Source organism: Streptomyces sp. SID12488 (assembly GCF_010548275.1).
Taxonomy (GTDB): domain Bacteria; phylum Actinomycetota; class Actinomycetes; order Streptomycetales; family Streptomycetaceae; genus Streptomyces.
Window position 1 is genome coordinate 77,525 of the sequence record NZ_JAAGLT010000005.1, and the last position, 17,143, is coordinate 94,667.

The following is a 17,143-nucleotide window of genomic DNA, read 5'->3' on the forward strand; positions in this document are numbered from 1 at the left end:
CCCCCGTTCTGGGGAAGCGTCCGGCTCGGCGGCACGTCCGCCAGCCTAGGGCTGGGACCCTGCCCTCATGGTGCAATTGGAACAGTTCACCACTTCTGTCGACCAGGTCCTCTCCCGTATGCGCGCGCTGGAGGCACACCTGCCGCCGCGCGACGGGCTGGCGGTCTTCAACCGCGTCTACCTCGCCGTCACGGAGGCCTTCGACCGGCGTCTGGAGGCCGGCGCGTTCCCCGACGCCGAGGCCGCGATCACCCTGGACGTACGGTTCGCCGAGCGGTATCTGCGGGTGGCCGAAGACGAGCACGCGCCCGCCTGCTGGCGCCCGCTGCTCCAGTTCCGCCGCCACCCCGGTGTACGCCCGCTGCAGTTCGCGCTCGCGGGCATCAATGCGCACATCGGGCACGATCTGGCGCTCGCCGTCGTGGACGCCTGTCGTACGCTCGACTGCGAACCCGCCGATCTCGAGGATGAGTTCGAACGCGTGGGTGATCTACTCGTTTCGCTGGAGGAGTGCGTCCGCGAAGAGCTGATGCCGGGTCCCGACCTGCTCCAGATCGCCGATCCGCTCACCCACCTGCTCGGCGCATGGAGCATGGAGCGGGCCCGGGCCGCCACCTGGTCGGCGGCCCGCACGCTGTGGGCGCTGCGCCGGCTGCCCGATGTCGCCGAGGAGTTCACCGACCGCCTCGACGCGGCGGTCGGCTTCGCGAGCCGCATGCTCCTCACGCCGCTGCCGGACTGATCCGGCCACTCCTGCGCGGGACCTCCGCCATAGCTAGGTGAACGTTGTACGTTCGATGGCGAACGCATCTCTTGTGATTTCTTGCGATCTCTAGCGATCTCTTGCGAAGGAGCACGGGTATGGCCGTCCGCCTGGGTCTGGGTCTTCCGCAGTCACACCAGTACGAGATCGGACGGGACGTGCCGGACGTGGCACGCGCGGCCGAACAGATCGGCTACGAGAGCCTCTGGGTGCTCGAACGCGCCCTGTTCCCGGAGCCCGCGACCCAGGGCCTGTACGGCATCGAGGGCCTCGCCTGGCCCGACGCGTACCGGGGTCTGGCCGAACCGCTGGTGACGCTCACGCTGGCCGCCACGGCCACCGAGCACGCCCGCCTGGGCACCAGTGTGCTGGTGGCCCCGCTGCACGGCCCCTTCCAACTGGCCCGCACGCTCGGCACGTTGGACGCAGCGAGCGGCGGCCGGGTGGTAGCGGGCTTCGGCACCGGCTGGTCCGTCGACGAGTACGCCGCCGCCGGAGTGGCCCCGTTCGCGGAGCGCGGTCAGGTGCTGGACGAGATCCTCGACGTGTGCCGGGCGGTCTGGGGCCCGGACCCGGTCCAGTACGACGGCCGCCTGACGAAGATCGCGTCGTCCGTGATCGGTCCCAAGCCCGCCCGCCCCATCCCGATCCTCCTGCCCGCCAACAGCAAGAAGGCACTGGCCCGGCTCGTCGAACGCGGCGACGGCTGGCACCCGATCGCCATGGGTGCCGAGCAACTCGCCGCCCAGTGGCGGCAGGTGCAGGACGTCGCCGCCGAGAAGGGCCGCACCAGGCCGATCGAGACGGTGGCGCGGGTGAACCCCACCTACACGGCGAAGGCATACGACGGCGCCGACCGCCGCCCCTTCCAGGGCAGCGTCGACCAGATCGTTACCGACCTCGCCGCCCACGCCGAGATCGGCCTCGACGAGTTCTTCTTCGACTTCGGCGACACCCCGAGGGACGCCGGCGAACTCAAGGACCTGGCCGCCGAGTTGTACGAGGCGGCACGGACCGCGGGGCTCTGACCGACCCCGACAGCCCTTGGTCCTGGTCCTGGCCCTAGTCCTAGTCCTCGGGGAGTTCGACGGGTGCGATCTCGTCGTACACGTCACCGGGGCCCGGGTTGGTCGGATCGGTGGTCCCGCCGAACTGGTGCATGACGCCCCAGACCGCGTTCAGCGCGGTCTGGACGGCGCCCTCGGCCCAGCCCGCCGTCCAGGAGATGTCGTCCCCGGCGAGGAAGAGGCCCCGCTTGTCGGCGGGCAGCCGGTCCTGCATGAAGTGCGTGAACAGGCGCCGCTGGTAACGGTAGTGACCGGGCAGGTTGGCCTTGAACGCGCCCATGAAGTAGGGCTCGTTCTCCCAGGACACGGTGACCGGGTTGCCGATGACGTGCCCCCGGATGTCGACCTTCGGATAGATCTCGCCGAGCGACTTCAGCATGACCTCCATCCGCTCGTTCGCGGACAGCGGCAGCCACTTGAGGCTGTCGTCGCACCAGGTGTACGAGAGGCAGATGACGGCGGGCTTGTCCGGACCGTCGTCGAGGAGGTAGGTCCCGCGCGTCATACGGTCGGTGAGGGTCATGGACATCACGTCACGCCCGGTGTGCTCGTCCTTGTCGAGCCAGAACGGCCGGTCGACAGGCACGAAGAGCTTGCTGGACTCCATGTAGTGGGTGCGCTCGATGGCGGTCCAGTGGTCGATCGGGAAGAGCGAGTCGTCGCAGGCGATCTTCGAGAGCAGCATCCAGGACTGGGCGGTGAAGACGGCCGCCGGGTACGTACGGATGTCGCCGCCCGCGTCGGTGACGGTGATCCCGTTGCCGGCCGTGCGGTGCAGGCGGGTCACGGCCGGGCGGGGTACGCCGTTCACGTGCAGGGACGCGAGGGAGGTCCCGTACGGCCAGTGGACGATCTTCCCGGGTTCGCGTTCCCAGAGCCGCAGCGGCAGTTGCTGGCTGCCGCCCACGATGCCCCGGTGATGGTCGTCGGCCTCGGTGTAGACGACCCGCAGGATCTCCAGGATCGAGTTGGGGAAGTCGGTGTCCCAGCCGCCCGTCCCGAAGCCGACCTGGCCGAAGATCTCGCGGTGCCGGAAGGACTTGAAGGACTCTGAGTCGCAGAGGAAGCCGTAGAAGGTCTGGTTGTCGAGCTTCTCGACGAGCCGTGCCCAGATCTCGCGGATGCGCGGGATGTCGCGCTCACGCAGGGCGCGGTTCATGTCGGAGAAGTCGGCGCCCTCTTCGAGGCATGTGTTCCAGGCCTCGGCGACATCACGGTAGACCTGCGGCAGGTCGCCGACCGTCTCGGCGTAGTGCGACTCGCCCTTGAGGTCGACGACCGTCGAAGGGGTGCACTGGGCAAGGGGGTTGGGGAACGGCCGGGTCTCCAGGTCCACCAGGTCGATGTAGTGCTGGAGGGCGGTGGAGGAGGGCGGGAAGCGCATCGCGCCCATCTCGGCGGTGAGCGCGGGGTCGCAGCCGTCGAACCCGACGGTCCGCAGCCGCCCGCCGATCTGATCGGCCTCGTAGACCACGGGCTTGAGGCCCATCTTCATCAGCTCGTACGCGGCGACGATCCCCGACAGCCCGCCGCCGATGACGGCGACCTCGGTGCCGTGCTCGGTCGCGGGCACCTGCCCGAGGCCGGCCGGGTGGGCGAGGAAGTCGTCGTAGGCGTAGGGGAAGTCCGGCCCGAACATGGTGATCGGCGGCTGCTGCGCGTCGGCGTGCTGGACGGCGGTGGGCACCGTGGACGTCATGGGGTACGGACTCCTTGCGGGGTGAAGCAGGTGAAGGGGGTACGGAAAAAAAGGGGGGAAGCTCAGACGAGGGAGCCGTACAGGCCGGGGCGCCGGTCCTGGAGATACGGGTTCGCCTCGCGGGAGGCGGCGAGGAGAACGTGGTCGACGTCGGCGAGGAGGAGTTCCTCACCGCGACCGGCCCTGGTGCGGGCGACTCCGTCGGGTCCGGCGACCGTGGAGAGCCCGACGAAGTCGAACTCCCCTTCCTGACCGACCCGGTTGACGTAGGCGACGTACATCTGGTTCTCGAAGGCCCGCACCGGTACGACGGACTCGGCGACGAACTGGAAGGGGTGCATCTGTGCCGTCGGGACCAGCAGGAGGTCGGTGCCGGCGAGCGCGTGGGCGCGGACGTTCTCCGGGAACTCGACGTCGTAACAGATCATCAGGCCGACCCGGAGCCCGTCCAGTTCGGCCTGTACGACGGGCTGCTCGCCCGGTGTGAAGTGGTCGCGTTCGAAGCAGCCGAAGAGGTGGGTCTTGCGGTAGTTGGCGAGACGCTCGCCGTCGGCGGAGATCAGCTGTGCGGAGTTGAAGACCTGGTCTCCGGACCGCTCGGGGTAGCCGTAGGCGATCGCGAGGCCGTGCCGGGTGGCGATGTCGGCGACCGCGTCGGCGGAGTCGCCGTCGGCGGGCTCGGCGAGGTGGCCGATGCCGTCGCCGATCGCGTACCCGGTGAGGAACATCTCCGGCGCGGCCAGCAGCGCGGCGCCCGCGGCGGCGGCCCGGCCCGCGGCCTCGTCGAGCACCTTGAGGTTCTCGACGAGGGAACCGGGGCGGCCGGAGCTCTGGAGCAGGGCGGTGCGCATGCGGGGTCCTTGCAGGGGCTTAAGGGGTTGGGGATACAGATAGACGGTACGGGGGGCGGGCTCGGCGGGACAAGGCTGAGCCGTTGCGTGCCGGTGAGCGATTCGTTGCGTGGGGAAGGGGCTGGGCGGCGATTCGTTGTTCTCGCCACCGCCGCCCCCACCCCGCTCGGGTTCTGAGGGTCTCAGTCCCCCTGCACCTGATCCGTACCGGTCACCGGCGGGACCACTCGGAGGTTCGCGTCGGGCCGCACCCAGGACAGGTCCGCGCCCTCCAACTCGACGACGGCGCTCCAGCCGGGGGTCAGTTCGGTGAACTCACCGTAAGGCTGTCGGTGTATACGGAGTACCCGGGCCGGGGGACCCCCGGCATCCGGTGGGGTGTCCATCGGGAGCACCAAATCGCCGGGGAAGACACTTCGCCCCACACTGACGCAACGGGCGTGACAGATCACCTTGTCCGCCGCGGGCCGCTCGTACACGATCAGTACCCGCAGTAGCCCCTCAGGCTCGTTACCGGTCATGCCGGGGATGCCTCCATTCAGGATCAGAACCAATTCATGACCTTGTCGGCCACCTCGGACGCCACACCGCTGGCGATGATGCCTCCGACGACACCGCCCACGACGGTGCCCGCGCCAGGGAAGACCGAGCCGATGGACGCGCCCACCTCAGCACCGTAGGCAGCGCCCGAAAGGCCGCCCGCGAGGCCCGCCGCGTCCCGCGAGGCCGTGTGGAGTTTCTGGGCCGGCGGTGCCTCGGCGACGTCGTAGGCGGAGAGCGTCACCGCGCCGACGAAGAGGCTGCCCTTCAGCGCGCCGCCGACCGTGATGAAGCCCGCGTCGCCCCCCGCCAGCCTGCTCGCGGCCGAGGCGGCACCGCTGCCCGAAGCGCCGGCCTGCAGGTACACGGCCCGGTGTCCGCCCTGCCCGGCCGCGCCTCGGCCCAGACCCCGGTCTGGGTCAGCGACGCGACCAACCGCACCAGGGACACCGCGGCCGAAAAGTTCACGCAGACCACGGACACCGGTCTGCCGTACCTGGCCGGCATCGACGTCAGCACGCCTGCCTCCGCCCCCACCGGCTCGCTGGTCCTCTACGGCGACCAGAGCGTCAACGGCGACACCGCGAGCGCCGACGGCCGCCACCATCTGAGCGACACCATCACCGACGCCATCGTCGGCGACCCCAACGGTGACTCCTCGGTGGACAACGGAGTGCTGCTGGTCACGCTGTGCACAGCGACAAACCCAGAGGGGAAGCATGACGGCGCGACACGAGGAGATCGCCGACGAGCTGCGCCGCGCGATCGACCGCGAGCAGTACACGGTCGGCAGCCGTCTGCCTCCGGAAACGGAACTCGCCGCGCACTACGCCGTGGCCCACGGCACGATCCGCCAGGCGGTGGCGGCCCTGACGTCCGAGAGCCTGATCGGCTCCCGCCAGGGCGCCCGCCGGGTGGTCCTGGCCAGCCGCCGCAGCCAGACCTTCGAGGAACTCCGCAGCTTCGCCCAGTGGGCCCGCGCGACGGGCCGCGAGGCAACGGGCCGAGTCGTGCACCAGGAGTACCGTCCCGCGACGACGGAGGACGCGATCCGCCTCCAACTCCCCGAGAAGGAAAGGGTGTTGCACGTCCTGCGCGTACGCGGCCTGGACGGCGAACCGGTCCTCCTGGAAAGCACGGTCTACGCCGGCTGGATCGCCCCGTCCGTGGAACCCATCGAACCGGACTGCCCGTCGGTCACCCAACGCCTCTTCGAGGACACGGGGTTGGTCTTCGCGTACGGCGAGCACGTCATCGACGCGGTGGCGGCCGGCGCCCAGGACGCCGAACTCCTCGACATCCGCCGCACGAGCCCCCTCCTACGCGTCCGCCAAGTAACGACGACAAGAGAAGGCCGCCCGGTGGAATGGTCGGACGACCGCTACAGGGGCGACGCGGTGAGCTTCAGCGTCCACAACTCGATAGCGAACAACGCCCTGGCGAGGAAGACAGCCGAATAGGAGGTGACTTGCAAACGGGGCAGTGGGCACCGCCGCCAAGGGGCGCGGGGAACTGCGCGAAAAGCCACGACGAACCCGCACCCGCCGACGAACACCCGAGAACCCACCTACGTAGGCGACCCAGCAGAAAACCTCCGCAGCAACGGCGACAGCACCAGCACGGACTTCGTCCGCTCGACAAACGGCTCCCCGGCAATACGCTCGAGCACCCGCTCGAAGTGCCGCATGTCAGAGGCGAAAACCTGCACCACCGCATCCGCCTCCCCCGTCACGGTGGACGCGGCCACCACCTCCTGATAGCGCTCCAGCCCCCGCTGGATCGTCTCCGGCGAGGTGTTCCGCCGGCAGTAGATCTCGACGAACCCCTCCGTCTCCCATCCCAGCGCCGCCGGATCCACCCGCACGGTGAACCCGGTGATCGCCCCGCTCGCCCGCAGCCGGTCCACCCGTCGCTTCACCGCCGGCGCGGACAGCCCGACCAACTGCCCGATGTCCGCGTAGGAGCGACGCGCGTCCTCGGCGAGGGCGTGCACGATGCGTTCGTCGAGATCGTTCAGCACGGTCGGGTCAGCTCCAGCTGGCGTGGAGCGGCTTGCCCTCCGCGTACCCGGCGGCGCTCTGGATGCCGACGATGGCCTTCTCGGCGAACTCCTCCAGGGAGTTGGCGCCGGCGTAGGTGCAGGAGGAGCGGACGCCCGCGATGATCGAGTCGATCAGGTCCTCGACGCCCGGACGGGCCGGGTCGAGGAACATCCGGGACGTGGAGATGCCCTCCTCGAACAGCGCCTTGCGGGCCCGGTCGTAGGAGGACTCCTCCGACGTACGGTTGCGTACCGCACGCGCCGACGCCATGCCGAACGACTCCTTGTAGAGGTGCCCGGCGGCGTCCTGCTGGAGGTCGCCCGGGGACTCGTACGTCCCCGCGAACCAGGAGCCGACCATGACGTTGGACGCACCGGCGGCCAGCGCCATCGCGACGTCACGGGGGTGGCGTACCCCGCCGTCCGCCCACACGTGCTTGCCGTACTTCTTCGCCTCGGCCGCGCACTCCAGGACCGCCGAGAACTGCGGCCGGCCCACGCCCGTCATCATGCGGGTGGTGCACATGGCGCCCGGTCCGACGCCGACCTTGATGATGTCGGCGCCCGCCTCGATCAGGTCCCTGACGCCCTCGGCGGCGACGATGTTGCCCGCGGCGATCGGGACGTGCGGGTCGAGGTCCCGGACCAGCTTGATGGCGCTGAGCATCGACTCCTGATGACCGTGCGCGGTGTCGATGACGAGCGTGTCGACGCCCGCGTCGAGCAGTTGCTGCGCCTTTCCGGCCACATCGCCGTTGATGCCGACGGCGGCGGCGATCCGCAGCCGGCCGTTCACATCCGTGGCCGGCGTGTAGAGGGTGGCACGCAGCGCGCCCTTGCGGGTGAGGATGCCGGCGAGCCTGCCGTCGGCATCGACAGCGGGCGCGTACCTGCGGTTGGCGCCGTCGAGGCGATTGAAGGCCTCGCGCGGGTCGATGTCGGCGTCGAGGAGCAGCAGGTCCTTCGACATGACCTCGGAGAGCTGGGTGAAGCGGTCCACACCGGTCAGGTCGGCGTCGGTGACCACACCGACCGGCCGCTGCTCGGCGTCGACGACGACACCCGCGTTGTGCGCCCGCTTGGGCAGCAGGGCGAGAGCGTCGGCGACGGTCTGGTGCGGCGCGAGCATGATCGGTGTGTCGAGAACGAGGTGGCGGCTCTTCACCCAGGAGACGACGTCGGTGACGACCTCGATCGGGATGTCCTGCGGGATGACGACGAGCCCGCCGCGCCGGGCGACCGTCTCGGCCATCCGGCGGCCCGCGATGGCGGTCATGTTGGCGACGACCAGCGGGATCGTCGTACCCGAACCGTCGGGGGAACTGAGATCCACGGCCTGCCGGGAACCCACGGCGGAACGGCTCGGGACCATGAAGACGTCGTCGTAAGTCAGGTCGTACGGGGGCTGGATGTCGTTGAGGAAACGCACGTGCTGCACATCCCGGTCGATCAAAGGTGGCCCCCGGACAGGTCAGCCAGGGGGAAGAGCACGTACCTCATTGTCCCATGCCGGTGACCTGAAACCGCCTGGTCGGATCGTCCAGACGAATCGTGGGACGGCTCGTGCCATCCTCCGAGGGACCGACGCCCGACCAGCGACGGAGAGTTCAGGCGAGCACCATCACCACCGCCAGCCCCGTCTCCGTCTCCCGCCAGCTCGCGGCGGCGTCGGCGAAGATCTCCTGGAGCGTGTTCCACTCCTCGGGCCGGGCCGTCGCGTATGCCTGCCAGTTGCGGACGAGGAGGAGCCGGCCTCGGCTCGCGGGCCACCACTGCAGGTCGCCGAGGCAGTCCGCCAGGGCGTCCCAGTTCGACCCGAAGTGGTCCGGGAAGCGCATCGCGATGGCGCAGGCCGTCATCAGCCCGGCCTTGTCCGACACGTCTGCGAGGTCGAGGTCGGCTGCCTCCCAGCCGGCCTCGCGGGCGGCTTCGAGCGCGCGGTCCGCGGGCAGGGCGGCGGGCCAGGACAGGACACCGGCGGGCGCGCGGCCGGCGAACACCGGAGCAAGCGGGTGGTCGGTCATCTCAGCACCGCCGTGAGGAGTCGCGATAGGTCGAAGTGATCATCGCTGTAGTAGATCCCACCGCCCGCCCCATGACAACGAGGACCCGGGCGGGAAACCGGGCGAGATCCTGGGCGAAGACCCGGGTGACAGCCTCCCAACAGGACACGTTGATCGGCGAGTCGTTCAATGAAGATGACCGGCAGAGTCTCCGGCGGGAGCCGCGCATGTCATCGCCGACAGCCACACCAGCACCAGCACCAGCACCCGGGGGACGCAAGGACACGCGTGGGAGACTGCGCCGGCTGGGCGAGTGGTGTGCCCGGCACTTCGTGATCGTGATCGTGGCCTGGCTGGTCGCGCTCGCCGGGCTCCAGGTGCTCAACCGTTCCTTCGGCGGTGACTACTCCGACAACTTCTCCCTCCCCGGGGTCCAGTCGCAGGAGGGCCTCGACGTACTGAAGAAGCACGATCCGGCGGCCGGCGGCTACGGCAGCCAGATTGTGCTGCGGGACTCGGCCAAGCCGCTGACCGACGTGTCCACACAGATGTCCCAGACGGTCACCGACCTGCAGAAACTCCCCCACGTCCTGTCCGTCCAGAACCCGCTGCCACCGCCGGGCTCACAGCCCAGCGGCAAACAGACCGTCGGCCCGATCTCCAGCGACGCGAAGACCGCCTACATCACCGTTCGCTTCGACGTCCAGCCCTCCACCCTCGACGACGGCTACCTCGACGGCGTCGACAACGCGGTGAAACCACTGCGGGCGGCCGGTGTGCAGGTCGAGTACGGCGGACCGCTCGGCGAGCTGGCCCGCCCCGCAGCCGACGACCGGACCAGCGAGCTGATCGGGTTCGCGGTGGCGATCGTCGTCCTGCTGGTCGGCTTCGGCAGCGTCCTCGCCGCCGGCATCCCCCTGCTGACCGCGCTGATCAGCGTGATCGGCGGACTGGCCTGCCTCGGGCTGCTCGCGGCGGCGTTCACCTTCGCCACGGTCTCCCCCACACTGGCCACGATGATCGGCCTCGGCGTGGGCATCGACTACGCGCTCTTCCTGATCACCCGGCACCGGCAGAACCTGATGGACGGCGACGATCCGGTCCGGGCGGCGGGCCGCGCCACCGCAACCAGCGGGCGGGCCGTCCTGGTCTCCGGGTGCACGGTGATCGTCGCGCTGGCCGGGCTGTCCGTCTCCGGGGTCACCTTCATCGGCAAACTGGGCGTGGCCGCCGCCGTGACGGTCGTCTCCGCGGTCGTGGGCGCCCTCACCCTGGTCCCGGCCCTGCTGGGGCTCATCGGCCGCCGTATCGACCGCTACCGGGTACGCCGCCCGGTCGCCGAGGCAAGCACCGACGATGCCGAGGGACACGGCGCCTGGCACCGCTACGCCCAGCGCGTCGAGCGGCGCCCCTGGTGGTTCCTGGCCGGCGGGGTCCTGACGGTGCTGGTGCTGGCGATCCCGGTGGCGTCCCTCCAGCTCGGCCACATCGGGGACGGCGCCGATCCGAAGTCGTTCACGGACCGGCGGGCGTACGACATCATGGCCCAGTCGTTCGGGCCCGGCTCCAACGGACCGCTGACCGTCGTCATCGACCAGACGAAGGTGCCCGCCGACCAGCGCTCCGCCCTCGCCTCGAAGGCGTCCAAGGCGCTGACGGACGTACCGGGCGCGGCCACCGCCACTCCGCTCACCGCGACCAAGGACGGCGACGTCCTGATCGGCACGGTCTACTCCAAGGCGTCGCCGCAGAGCGGGACGACCACCGCCCTGACGAACCGCCTCGTCGACACGACCCTGCCCGACGCCGTCTCCGGAACGGCGGCGCACGGCTACGTGACCGGCACGACCGCCGCCCAGGTCGACTTCCGTGACATCGTCGCGAGCCGCCTCCCGCTGATCATCGGCGTGGTCGTCGCCCTCGCCTTCCTGATCATCCTGGCCGTCTTCCGGGGCCTGCTGGTGGCGCTGAAGGCGGCCGTGCTCAACGTCCTGTCGATCGCGGCCTCGTACGGCGTCGTCGTCGCCGTCTTCCAGTGGGGCTGGGGCGGGCCCGCCCTGGGTGTGACGGGCAAGGTGCCCATCGAGAGCTATGTGCCGATGATGATGTTCGCGATCATCTTCGGGCTCAGCATGGACTACGAGATCTTCCTGCTCTCCCGTGTCCACGAGGCCTGGCTGCGCACCGGTGACGCCCGGGCCTCCGTGGCCCACGCCCTGGAGATCACCGCCCGGGTGATCACCTGCGCGGCCCTGATCATGGTGAGCGTCTTCGCCGCGTTCGTCCTGAGCGACAACGTGGTGGTGAAGATGCTCGGCCTGGGACTCGCTGTGAGCGTGCTCATCGACGCGACGGTCGTACGGCTGCTGCTGGTGCCGGCGGTCATGACGCTGCTGGGCGCCCACGCCTGGTGGACGCCCCGTCGGCTCGACCGGATTCTGCCGCGCGTGAACGCTGAGGGCGACGAGCACGACTGACGAACTGTCGGGCAGAGCCGTCGAACAGAGCGGTGCCCGGGCTCCGAAGGGAACCCGGGCACCACCCGCACCTTCACAACCCGTCAGATCCCGTCCGGGTCCGCCCTGTTGAGCGCCGGCTTCGGCGTCGGGCCCGCCGTCATCAGGTAGTCCGCGGCCGCGGTGTCCGTGACCAGGCTGGTGACCAGCCCGGACCGCAGCACCGCGTCGATGGCAGCGGCCTTGCGCTGCCCGCCCGCGATCGCGACGACCTCGGGAACCCGGCGGAGCTGGTCCGTCTTGACGGTGATGCACCGCTCGCCGAGGTCACGGCCGACCCGGCGCCCCTCGCTGTCGAAGAGATGCGCGGACATCTCGGCGGCGACACCCAGGGACGCGTAGTGGCTGCGTTCCTCGTCGCTGAGCATGTCGTGCACCGTCGAGATACCGGCTTCCCAGGAGCCGATGGAGACGCAGGCGACGGTGACCTTGTCGAAGTACTCGAAGGCCCGCGCGATCCCGGTCTGGTTGCGCAGCGCGGCGGCGGTGGCCGCGTCGGGCAGCAGCATCGGGGCGTAGATGGGGTGGGCGTCGCCGCCGGACACCTGGGCGGCACGGCGGACCGCCTCGACGGAGCCGCGCTCGGCGGTTCCGGCGTCGTACACGCCCGTCAGCTGAACCACCGTGCAGGGCGGCAGCCGGTCGAGGGCCGCCGCCATGTGGATGGTGGACCGGCCCCAGGCGAGACCCAGCACATCGCCTTCGTTGACCAGCTCGCCGAGCAGGTCGGCGGCCACTTCACCGAGGTTCTCAGGATCGGGTGACTCCTCGGAGGCCTCGGCCGGGGACTCGACCACGACCGCATGCCTGAGGCCGTACCGGGCGCGCAGCGCGTCAGAGCGCTCGGCGTCCAGTTCGGCCGGTACACGGATCTCGATCCGCACCAGATCCCGTTCGAGAGCGGTCTCCAGGACCCGGGCCACCTTGAAGCGGCTGACGCCGAACTCCTCGGCGATCTGGATCTTGGACTTGCCCTCCAGGTAGAAGCGGCGGGCCATGGCCGCCGCCTGCACCAGCTCAGCGGGTCCCATCCGCATGGCTGACCGGCCAGCCGACATACCCGACACGGCGATCTCCTCACTGCTCTTACATCGCTGCTGTTCACATTCTGGATTCGCCGTTCATCCTGTCAGATCCCGAGTACTTGATCTGCCCAGAAGTACGTCGTTCACGTTCCCTTGGCTCAGTGGCCGCACGCCCAGGACGCACCCGCGGTCGCCGTCCGCGCCTGGGTGCGCAGTGCACGTACCGCCTCGGCCGGGTCCGCGGCGCCGTAGACAGCCGATCCGGCGACGAAGACATCGGCGCCGGCCTCGGCGCAGCGCTCGATGGTGGAGGCGGCGACGCCTCCGTCGACCTGGAGCCACAGCTCAAGGCCGTGCTTGCTGATCAACTCGCGGGTGCGGCGAATCTTGGGGAGCATGATGTCGAGAAACGCCTGGCCGCCGAAACCCGGCTCGACCGTCATGATCAGCAACATGTCGAGTTCGGGCAGCAGATCCTCGTACGGCTCGATCGGGGTCGCGGGCTTGAGGGCCATGGAGGCCCGGGCACCCTTCGCCCGGATCTCGCGGGCGAGCCGCACCGGAGCGGCGGCGGCCTCCACATGGAAGGTGACGGAACCGGCCCCCGCTTCCACGTACTGCGGAGCCCATCGATCAGGGTCCTCGATCATCAAGTGGCAGTCCAGCGGGATGTCCGTCGCCCGGGCCAGGGACTCCACGACCGGCACACCCAGCGTGAGGTTCGGTACGAAATGGTTGTCCATCACATCGACGTGAAGCCAGTCGGCCCCATCGACCGCCTTCGCCTCCTCGGCGAGTCGGGCGAAGTCTGCGGACAGGATACTGGGGTTGATCTGCGCGGCCATGACCCAAGCGTGCCATGCCCTCCGGGGGTTGCGCGTTCGGGTCCGGCGTGGCGAAGGTGGTGGGCAGGTTGCGGGTCCGTCGTGGTTGCTCGCGCAGTTCTCCGCGCCCCTGACCGCGACCAGGCGAGGTTGGTATGAACAGTCACCGTGGGATCGCGTATTTCGTCTGTGGGCGGCGGGCCAAGTGGCTGGTGTTGGCACTGTGGCTGGTGCTGCTGGTGTTTGTCGCGCCCTTTGCGCAGAAGCTCACCGATGCCCAGGACAATGACGCCGCTTCCTGGCTGCCGGGGTCCGCCGAGTCCACCCAGGTGCTGCATCTCTCCGAGGGCTTCAGGCCTGAGCAGATCCCCGCGATCGTCGTCTACGCGCGCGAGAGCGGTCTCACGGCGGCGGACCGGGCCCGGATCACCGCGGGCGCGGCGCGCATCGAGAAGCTGCGGGACCACGGCATCCGGGGCGCGGAGACCCGGGGCCCGGTGTGGGACCGCGCTTCCGATCCGCGGGCCGCGCAGATCTTCGTACCCATCACGATGGACGAGAAGGGCTGGGAGGAGATCTCGCCCGCCGTCGACTCCATCCGGGCCGCCGCCGGTAGCGGTGCGGCCGGGATGGCCGTGCACATCACGGGGCCCGGCGGTACGTCGGCGGACTTCTCGGAGGCCTTCGAGGGCATCGACTCGACGTTGCTGCTCTCGGCGATGGGCGTCGTCATCGTGATGCTGCTGCTCACCTACCGCAGCCCCACCCTGATCGTCATGCCCTTGCTCGGCGTGGTCGCGGCCCTGTTCACCGCGCAGGCGCTGATCTACTTCCTCGCCGAACACGCGGGCCTGACGGTGAACGGCCAGAGCGCCGGCATTCTCACCGTGCTGGTGTTCGGCGCGGGGACGGACTACGCCCTGCTCCTGGTCGCCCGCTACCGGGAGGAGCTGCGCCGCCACGAGGACCGCCACGAGGCGATGGCCCTTGCCCTGCACCGCGCGGGCCCCGCCGTCATCGCGTCCGGCGCGACGGTCGTCCTCGGCATGCTGGTGCTGGTGGCCGCCGAGATGAACTCGACGAGCGGCCTTGGCCCGGTGGCGGCGATCGGGGTGGCGGTGGCCCTGCTGGCCATGATCACGCTCTTCCCCGCCCTACTGGTGATCTGCGGCCGCTGGATCTTCTGGCCGGTGATCCCGCACAACAACTCGCCCGACCCGACCGAGCGCGGCCTCTGGGCCCGGATGGGCCGGGGCATCGCCGTCCGTCCGCGCATGATCTGGGGCATCACGGCGGCAGCCCTGATCGCATGTTCGTTCGGCCTGATGCAGCTGCGCGCCGAGGGTCTGAGCAACGCGGACGCGTTCACCGACAAGCCGGACTCGATCGTCGGCCAAGAGGTGTCCGCACGCTACTTCCCGGCGGGCAGCGGCGATCCGCTCGTCGTCATCAGCAACCAGGCACAGGCCCAGCAGGTCGGCCGGGCGGTCGCGGAGACGCGTGGCGTGGTGCCCACGTCCCTCGGCCTGCCGCCGGGCACGAAGGCCTCCCACGAGGGCAAGGTGCTGTTCGAGGCCACGATGACCGCCCCCGCGGACAGCGAGGCCGCGAAACAGACCGTGGAGCGGGTCCGGGACGCCGTGCACGCGGTGCCGGACGCCGACGCCCAGGTGGGCGGCGGTACGGCGGCCCTGCTGGACATGGACAGGGCGACGACGCACGACAACCTGCTGATCATCCCGCTCGTCCTGGCGGTGGTCCTGCTGATCCTCTGCGGCCTGCTCCGCGCCCTGGTCGCCCCGCTGCTGCTGATCGGCACGGTGGTGCTGTCCTTCGCGGCGGCGCTGGGCATCAGCGCCCTCGCCTTCCGCCACCTGTTCGACTACGCGGGCGAGTCGACGGACTTCCCGCTCTTCGTCTTCGTGTTCCTGGTGGCGCTGGGCATCGACTACAACATCTTCCTGACCACCCGGATCCGCGAGGAGGCGGCCCGCCAGGGCACCCGCAAGGGTGTGGTGACGGGCCTGTCGACGACCGGCGCGGTCATCACCTCGGCGGGCCTGGTCCTGGCCGGCACGTTCGCGGCCCTGGGCACACTGCCGATGGTGGCGTTCGCGGAGATCGGCTTCGCGGTGGCCCTGGGCGTCATCCTGGACACGCTCGTGGTCCGGTCGGTGCTGGTCCCGGCCCTGTTCCTGGACGTGGGCCCGAAGGTGTGGTGGCCGCACCGCCTGGCCCGGGCGGACGGCAGAACCACGGCCCCGGAGCCCGCCGCCGCCCCGACGGTCAACCGGTCCGGCGGATGAGGGCCAGATACATGGCGTCGGTCCCGTGCAGATGCGGCCACAGCTGCACGTCGGGACCGTCACCGAGGTCCGTCACGCCCTCCAACAGCGGCCGGGCGTCGACGAGTTCGGTGTTCGGGTGCTGCTTGAGCAGGTCGTCGACAACAGCCCGGGTCTCGGCGAGGTGCGGCGAGCAGGTGGCGTAGCCGACGATCCCGCCGACGCGGACCGACTCCAGCGCGGTGGTCAGCAGCGCGCGCTGGAGCGGTGCGAAACCTTCCAGGTCATCGGGGCGTCGCCGCCAACGCGCCTCGGGCCGCCTGCGCAGCGCCCCGAGCCCGGTACACGGCACGTCCATCAGTACCCGGTCGAAACTCCCGGCCCGCCACGGCGGCCGGGTCCCGTCCCCCACGACGACCTGGTACGGGCCCGGATTGCCGTTCAGTGCCTTCGCGACCAGCCCGGCCCGGTGCGGCAGCTTCTCGGAGGCGAGCAGCAGCGCACCCCGCTCCGCGGCGAGCGCGGCGAGCAGCGCGGCCTTGCCGCCCGGCCCGGCACACCCGTCGAGCCAGGCCTTGTCGGGCCCGTCGAGCGGCGCGTTGGCCAGGGCGAGTGCGACGAGCTGACTGCCCTCGTCCTGCACGCCCGCCCGCCCGTCCCGTACGGCGTCGATGGCCCCGGGTTCCCCGCCTTCGGCGAGCCGCACGGCGTACGGCGACCAGCGCCCCGGCACCGCGGCCTCTTCGAGGAGCAGCTCCTCGGTGGTGGACCGTCCTGGCCGGGCGACCAGGGTGACCTCGGGCCGCTCGTTGTCGGCGGCGAGCAGTTCCTCGATCCCCGCGCGGCCACCCCCCAGCGAATCCCACAGGGCGGAGACGACCCACCGGGGATGCGAGTGCACCACAGCGAGGTAGTCCTCGGGATCGTCGTCGTAGGGCGGCGCGACCCGCTCGATCCAGCCGTCGAGATCGTGCTGGGCGACCTTGCGCAGCACGGCGTTCACGAACTTGGCCCGCCCGTCACCGAGCACGACCCTGGCCAGCTCGACGGAGGCGGACACGGCTGCGTGCGTGGGGATCCGCGTCCCGAGCAGCTGGTGAACGCCGAGGCTGAGCACATCGAGCACCGGCGGATCGACCTCGCGCAGGGGCCGGTCGACGCATTGGCTGATCACGGCGTCGTAGGTCCCCTGCCGACGCAGCGTCCCGTACACCAGCTCGGTCGCGAGGGCCGCGTCCCGCCCGTCGAAGTCCCCCTTCGCCCGGGCCGCCCGCAGGAGCGGCGGCAACACCAGGTTGGCGTACGCGTCCCGCTCGTCCACGGCCCGCAGCGCCTCGAAGGCAAGGATGCGGACGGGGTCCTTCTGGGGCCGACGGTACGGCTTGCCGGTCTTGTGGGGCCGACTGGGCTGCTCGCTCACGAAAAAGGTGCTCCGGATACGGGATGAGGGGTGCTGTTTCCAGCGTACGTCGTGTCGGGCCGCCCGGAACCTCGCGGTACGGCTACTGCAGCGGGCCGTGAGAACGACG

The 17,143-nt window shown here is 70.3% G+C and carries 16 protein-coding genes; 5 read left to right on the forward strand and 11 right to left on the reverse strand.

Annotated features, from left to right (window positions below):
* Positions 1-67: 67 nt before the first annotated feature.
* Both G3I56_RS10240 and G3I56_RS10245 read left to right on the forward strand, forming a co-directional pair.
* A complete protein-coding gene (locus tag G3I56_RS10240) occupies positions 68-742 on the forward strand; it encodes a DUF5995 family protein (RefSeq protein ID WP_164408596.1) in 675 nt (224 codons plus the stop codon).
* 119 nt (positions 743-861) lie between these two features.
* Complete coding sequence (locus tag G3I56_RS10245) at positions 862-1,791, forward strand: LLM class F420-dependent oxidoreductase (RefSeq protein ID WP_164408597.1); 930 nt, start codon at positions 862-864, stop codon at positions 1,789-1,791.
* 40 nt (positions 1,792-1,831) lie between these two features.
* Here the strand turns inward: G3I56_RS10245 and G3I56_RS10250 are convergent, their stop codons facing one another.
* The 5 genes from G3I56_RS10250 to G3I56_RS44665 form a co-directional block, all read right to left on the reverse strand.
* Complete coding sequence (locus G3I56_RS10250) at positions 1,832-3,529, reverse strand: NAD(P)/FAD-dependent oxidoreductase (protein WP_164408598.1); 1,698 nt, start codon at positions 3,527-3,529, stop codon at positions 1,832-1,834.
* Between the two features lie 62 nt (positions 3,530-3,591).
* Positions 3,592-4,380, reverse strand: a complete 789-nt coding sequence (locus G3I56_RS10255; RefSeq protein WP_164408599.1) for a carbon-nitrogen hydrolase family protein — start codon at positions 4,378-4,380, stop codon at positions 3,592-3,594.
* Positions 4,381-4,562: 182 nt separating this feature from the next.
* Entirely contained in the window at positions 4,563-4,901 is a 339-nt protein-coding gene (locus G3I56_RS10260) for a hypothetical protein (RefSeq protein WP_164408600.1), read from the reverse strand.
* A gap of 23 nt (positions 4,902-4,924) precedes the next feature.
* A complete protein-coding gene (locus G3I56_RS10265) occupies positions 4,925-5,287 on the reverse strand; it encodes a hypothetical protein (protein ID WP_164408601.1) in 363 nt (120 codons plus the stop codon).
* A gap of 185 nt (positions 5,288-5,472) precedes the next feature.
* Positions 5,473-5,607 carry a hypothetical protein gene (locus tag G3I56_RS44665; protein WP_275406674.1) on the reverse strand — a complete coding sequence of 45 codons (135 nt, stop codon included), beginning with the start codon at positions 5,605-5,607 and terminating at the stop codon, positions 5,473-5,475.
* 32 nt (positions 5,608-5,639) lie between these two features.
* On the opposite strand from G3I56_RS44665, the gene G3I56_RS10270 reads away from it, so the two are divergent.
* A complete protein-coding gene (locus tag G3I56_RS10270) occupies positions 5,640-6,380 on the forward strand; it encodes a GntR family transcriptional regulator (protein ID WP_164408602.1) in 741 nt (246 codons plus the stop codon).
* A gap of 107 nt (positions 6,381-6,487) precedes the next feature.
* Here G3I56_RS10270 and G3I56_RS10275 read toward each other — a convergent pair whose 3' ends face one another.
* The 3 genes from G3I56_RS10275 to G3I56_RS10285 form a co-directional block, all read right to left on the reverse strand.
* Complete coding sequence (locus G3I56_RS10275; protein WP_164314977.1) at positions 6,488-6,940, reverse strand: Lrp/AsnC family transcriptional regulator; 453 nt, start codon at positions 6,938-6,940, stop codon at positions 6,488-6,490.
* A 7-nt stretch (positions 6,941-6,947) separates the two neighbouring features.
* Positions 6,948-8,390 (reverse strand): GuaB1 family IMP dehydrogenase-related protein, encoded by a 1,443-nt coding sequence (locus tag G3I56_RS10280; RefSeq protein WP_164408846.1) that lies wholly within the window; start codon positions 8,388-8,390, stop codon positions 6,948-6,950.
* A gap of 178 nt (positions 8,391-8,568) precedes the next feature.
* Positions 8,569-8,985, reverse strand: coding sequence for a barstar family protein (locus G3I56_RS10285; RefSeq protein WP_164408603.1), 417 nt, complete (start codon positions 8,983-8,985; stop codon positions 8,569-8,571).
* A gap of 206 nt (positions 8,986-9,191) precedes the next feature.
* Here G3I56_RS10285 and G3I56_RS10290 point away from each other — a divergent pair, with 206 nt between their 5' ends.
* Positions 9,192-11,441 carry an MMPL family transporter gene (locus G3I56_RS10290; protein ID WP_164408604.1) on the forward strand — a complete coding sequence of 750 codons (2,250 nt, stop codon included), beginning with the start codon at positions 9,192-9,194 and terminating at the stop codon, positions 11,439-11,441.
* 83 nt (positions 11,442-11,524) lie between these two features.
* On the opposite strand, the gene G3I56_RS10295 is transcribed toward G3I56_RS10290, so the two are convergent.
* Together G3I56_RS10295 and rpe are read right to left on the reverse strand one after the other, a co-directional pair.
* Positions 11,525-12,538, reverse strand: a complete 1,014-nt coding sequence (locus G3I56_RS10295; protein WP_164408847.1) for a sugar-binding domain-containing protein — start codon at positions 12,536-12,538, stop codon at positions 11,525-11,527.
* A 125-nt stretch (positions 12,539-12,663) separates the two neighbouring features.
* Positions 12,664-13,350: a ribulose-phosphate 3-epimerase gene (gene rpe, locus G3I56_RS10300; protein WP_164408605.1), complete on the reverse strand. Its 687-nt coding sequence runs from the start codon at positions 13,348-13,350 to the stop codon at positions 12,664-12,666.
* Between the two features lie 134 nt (positions 13,351-13,484).
* On the opposite strand from rpe, the gene G3I56_RS10305 reads away from it, so the two are divergent.
* On the forward strand, positions 13,485-15,635 hold the full coding sequence (locus G3I56_RS10305; RefSeq protein WP_164408606.1) for an MMPL family transporter: 2,151 nt from the start codon (positions 13,485-13,487) through the stop codon (positions 15,633-15,635).
* Here the strand turns inward: G3I56_RS10305 and G3I56_RS10310 are convergent.
* Positions 15,616-17,034, reverse strand: a complete 1,419-nt coding sequence (locus G3I56_RS10310; RefSeq protein ID WP_164408607.1) for a transcription antitermination factor NusB — start codon at positions 17,032-17,034, stop codon at positions 15,616-15,618. The two genes, G3I56_RS10305 and G3I56_RS10310, sit on opposite strands and share 20 nt — an antisense overlap.
* Positions 17,035-17,143 lie beyond the last annotated feature (109 nt).

Excerpts from the sequence above, each read along its gene's own strand:
- G3I56_RS10240 (WP_164408596.1), top strand. The coding sequence starts at position 68 with ATGGTGCAATTGGAACAGTTCACCACTTCTGTCGACCAGGTCCTCTCC.
- G3I56_RS10245 (WP_164408597.1), top strand. The coding sequence starts at position 862 with ATGGCCGTCCGCCTGGGTCTGGGTCTTCCGCAGTCACACCAGTACGAG.
- G3I56_RS10250 (WP_164408598.1), bottom strand. The coding sequence starts at position 3,529 with ATGACGTCCACGGTGCCCACCGCCGTCCAGCACGCCGACGCGCAGCAG.
- G3I56_RS10255 (WP_164408599.1), bottom strand. The coding sequence starts at position 4,380 with ATGCGCACCGCCCTGCTCCAGAGCTCCGGCCGCCCCGGTTCCCTCGTC.
- G3I56_RS10260 (WP_164408600.1), bottom strand. The coding sequence starts at position 4,901 with ATGACCGGTAACGAGCCTGAGGGGCTACTGCGGGTACTGATCGTGTAC.
- G3I56_RS10270 (WP_164408602.1), top strand. The coding sequence starts at position 5,640 with ATGACGGCGCGACACGAGGAGATCGCCGACGAGCTGCGCCGCGCGATC.
- G3I56_RS10285 (WP_164408603.1), bottom strand. The coding sequence starts at position 8,985 with ATGACCGACCACCCGCTTGCTCCGGTGTTCGCCGGCCGCGCGCCCGCC.
- G3I56_RS10290 (WP_164408604.1), top strand. The coding sequence starts at position 9,192 with ATGTCATCGCCGACAGCCACACCAGCACCAGCACCAGCACCCGGGGGA.
- G3I56_RS10295 (WP_164408847.1), bottom strand. The coding sequence starts at position 12,538 with ATGTCGGCTGGCCGGTCAGCCATGCGGATGGGACCCGCTGAGCTGGTG.
- rpe (WP_164408605.1), bottom strand. The coding sequence starts at position 13,350 with ATGGCCGCGCAGATCAACCCCAGTATCCTGTCCGCAGACTTCGCCCGA.
- G3I56_RS10305 (WP_164408606.1), top strand. The coding sequence starts at position 13,485 with ATGAACAGTCACCGTGGGATCGCGTATTTCGTCTGTGGGCGGCGGGCC.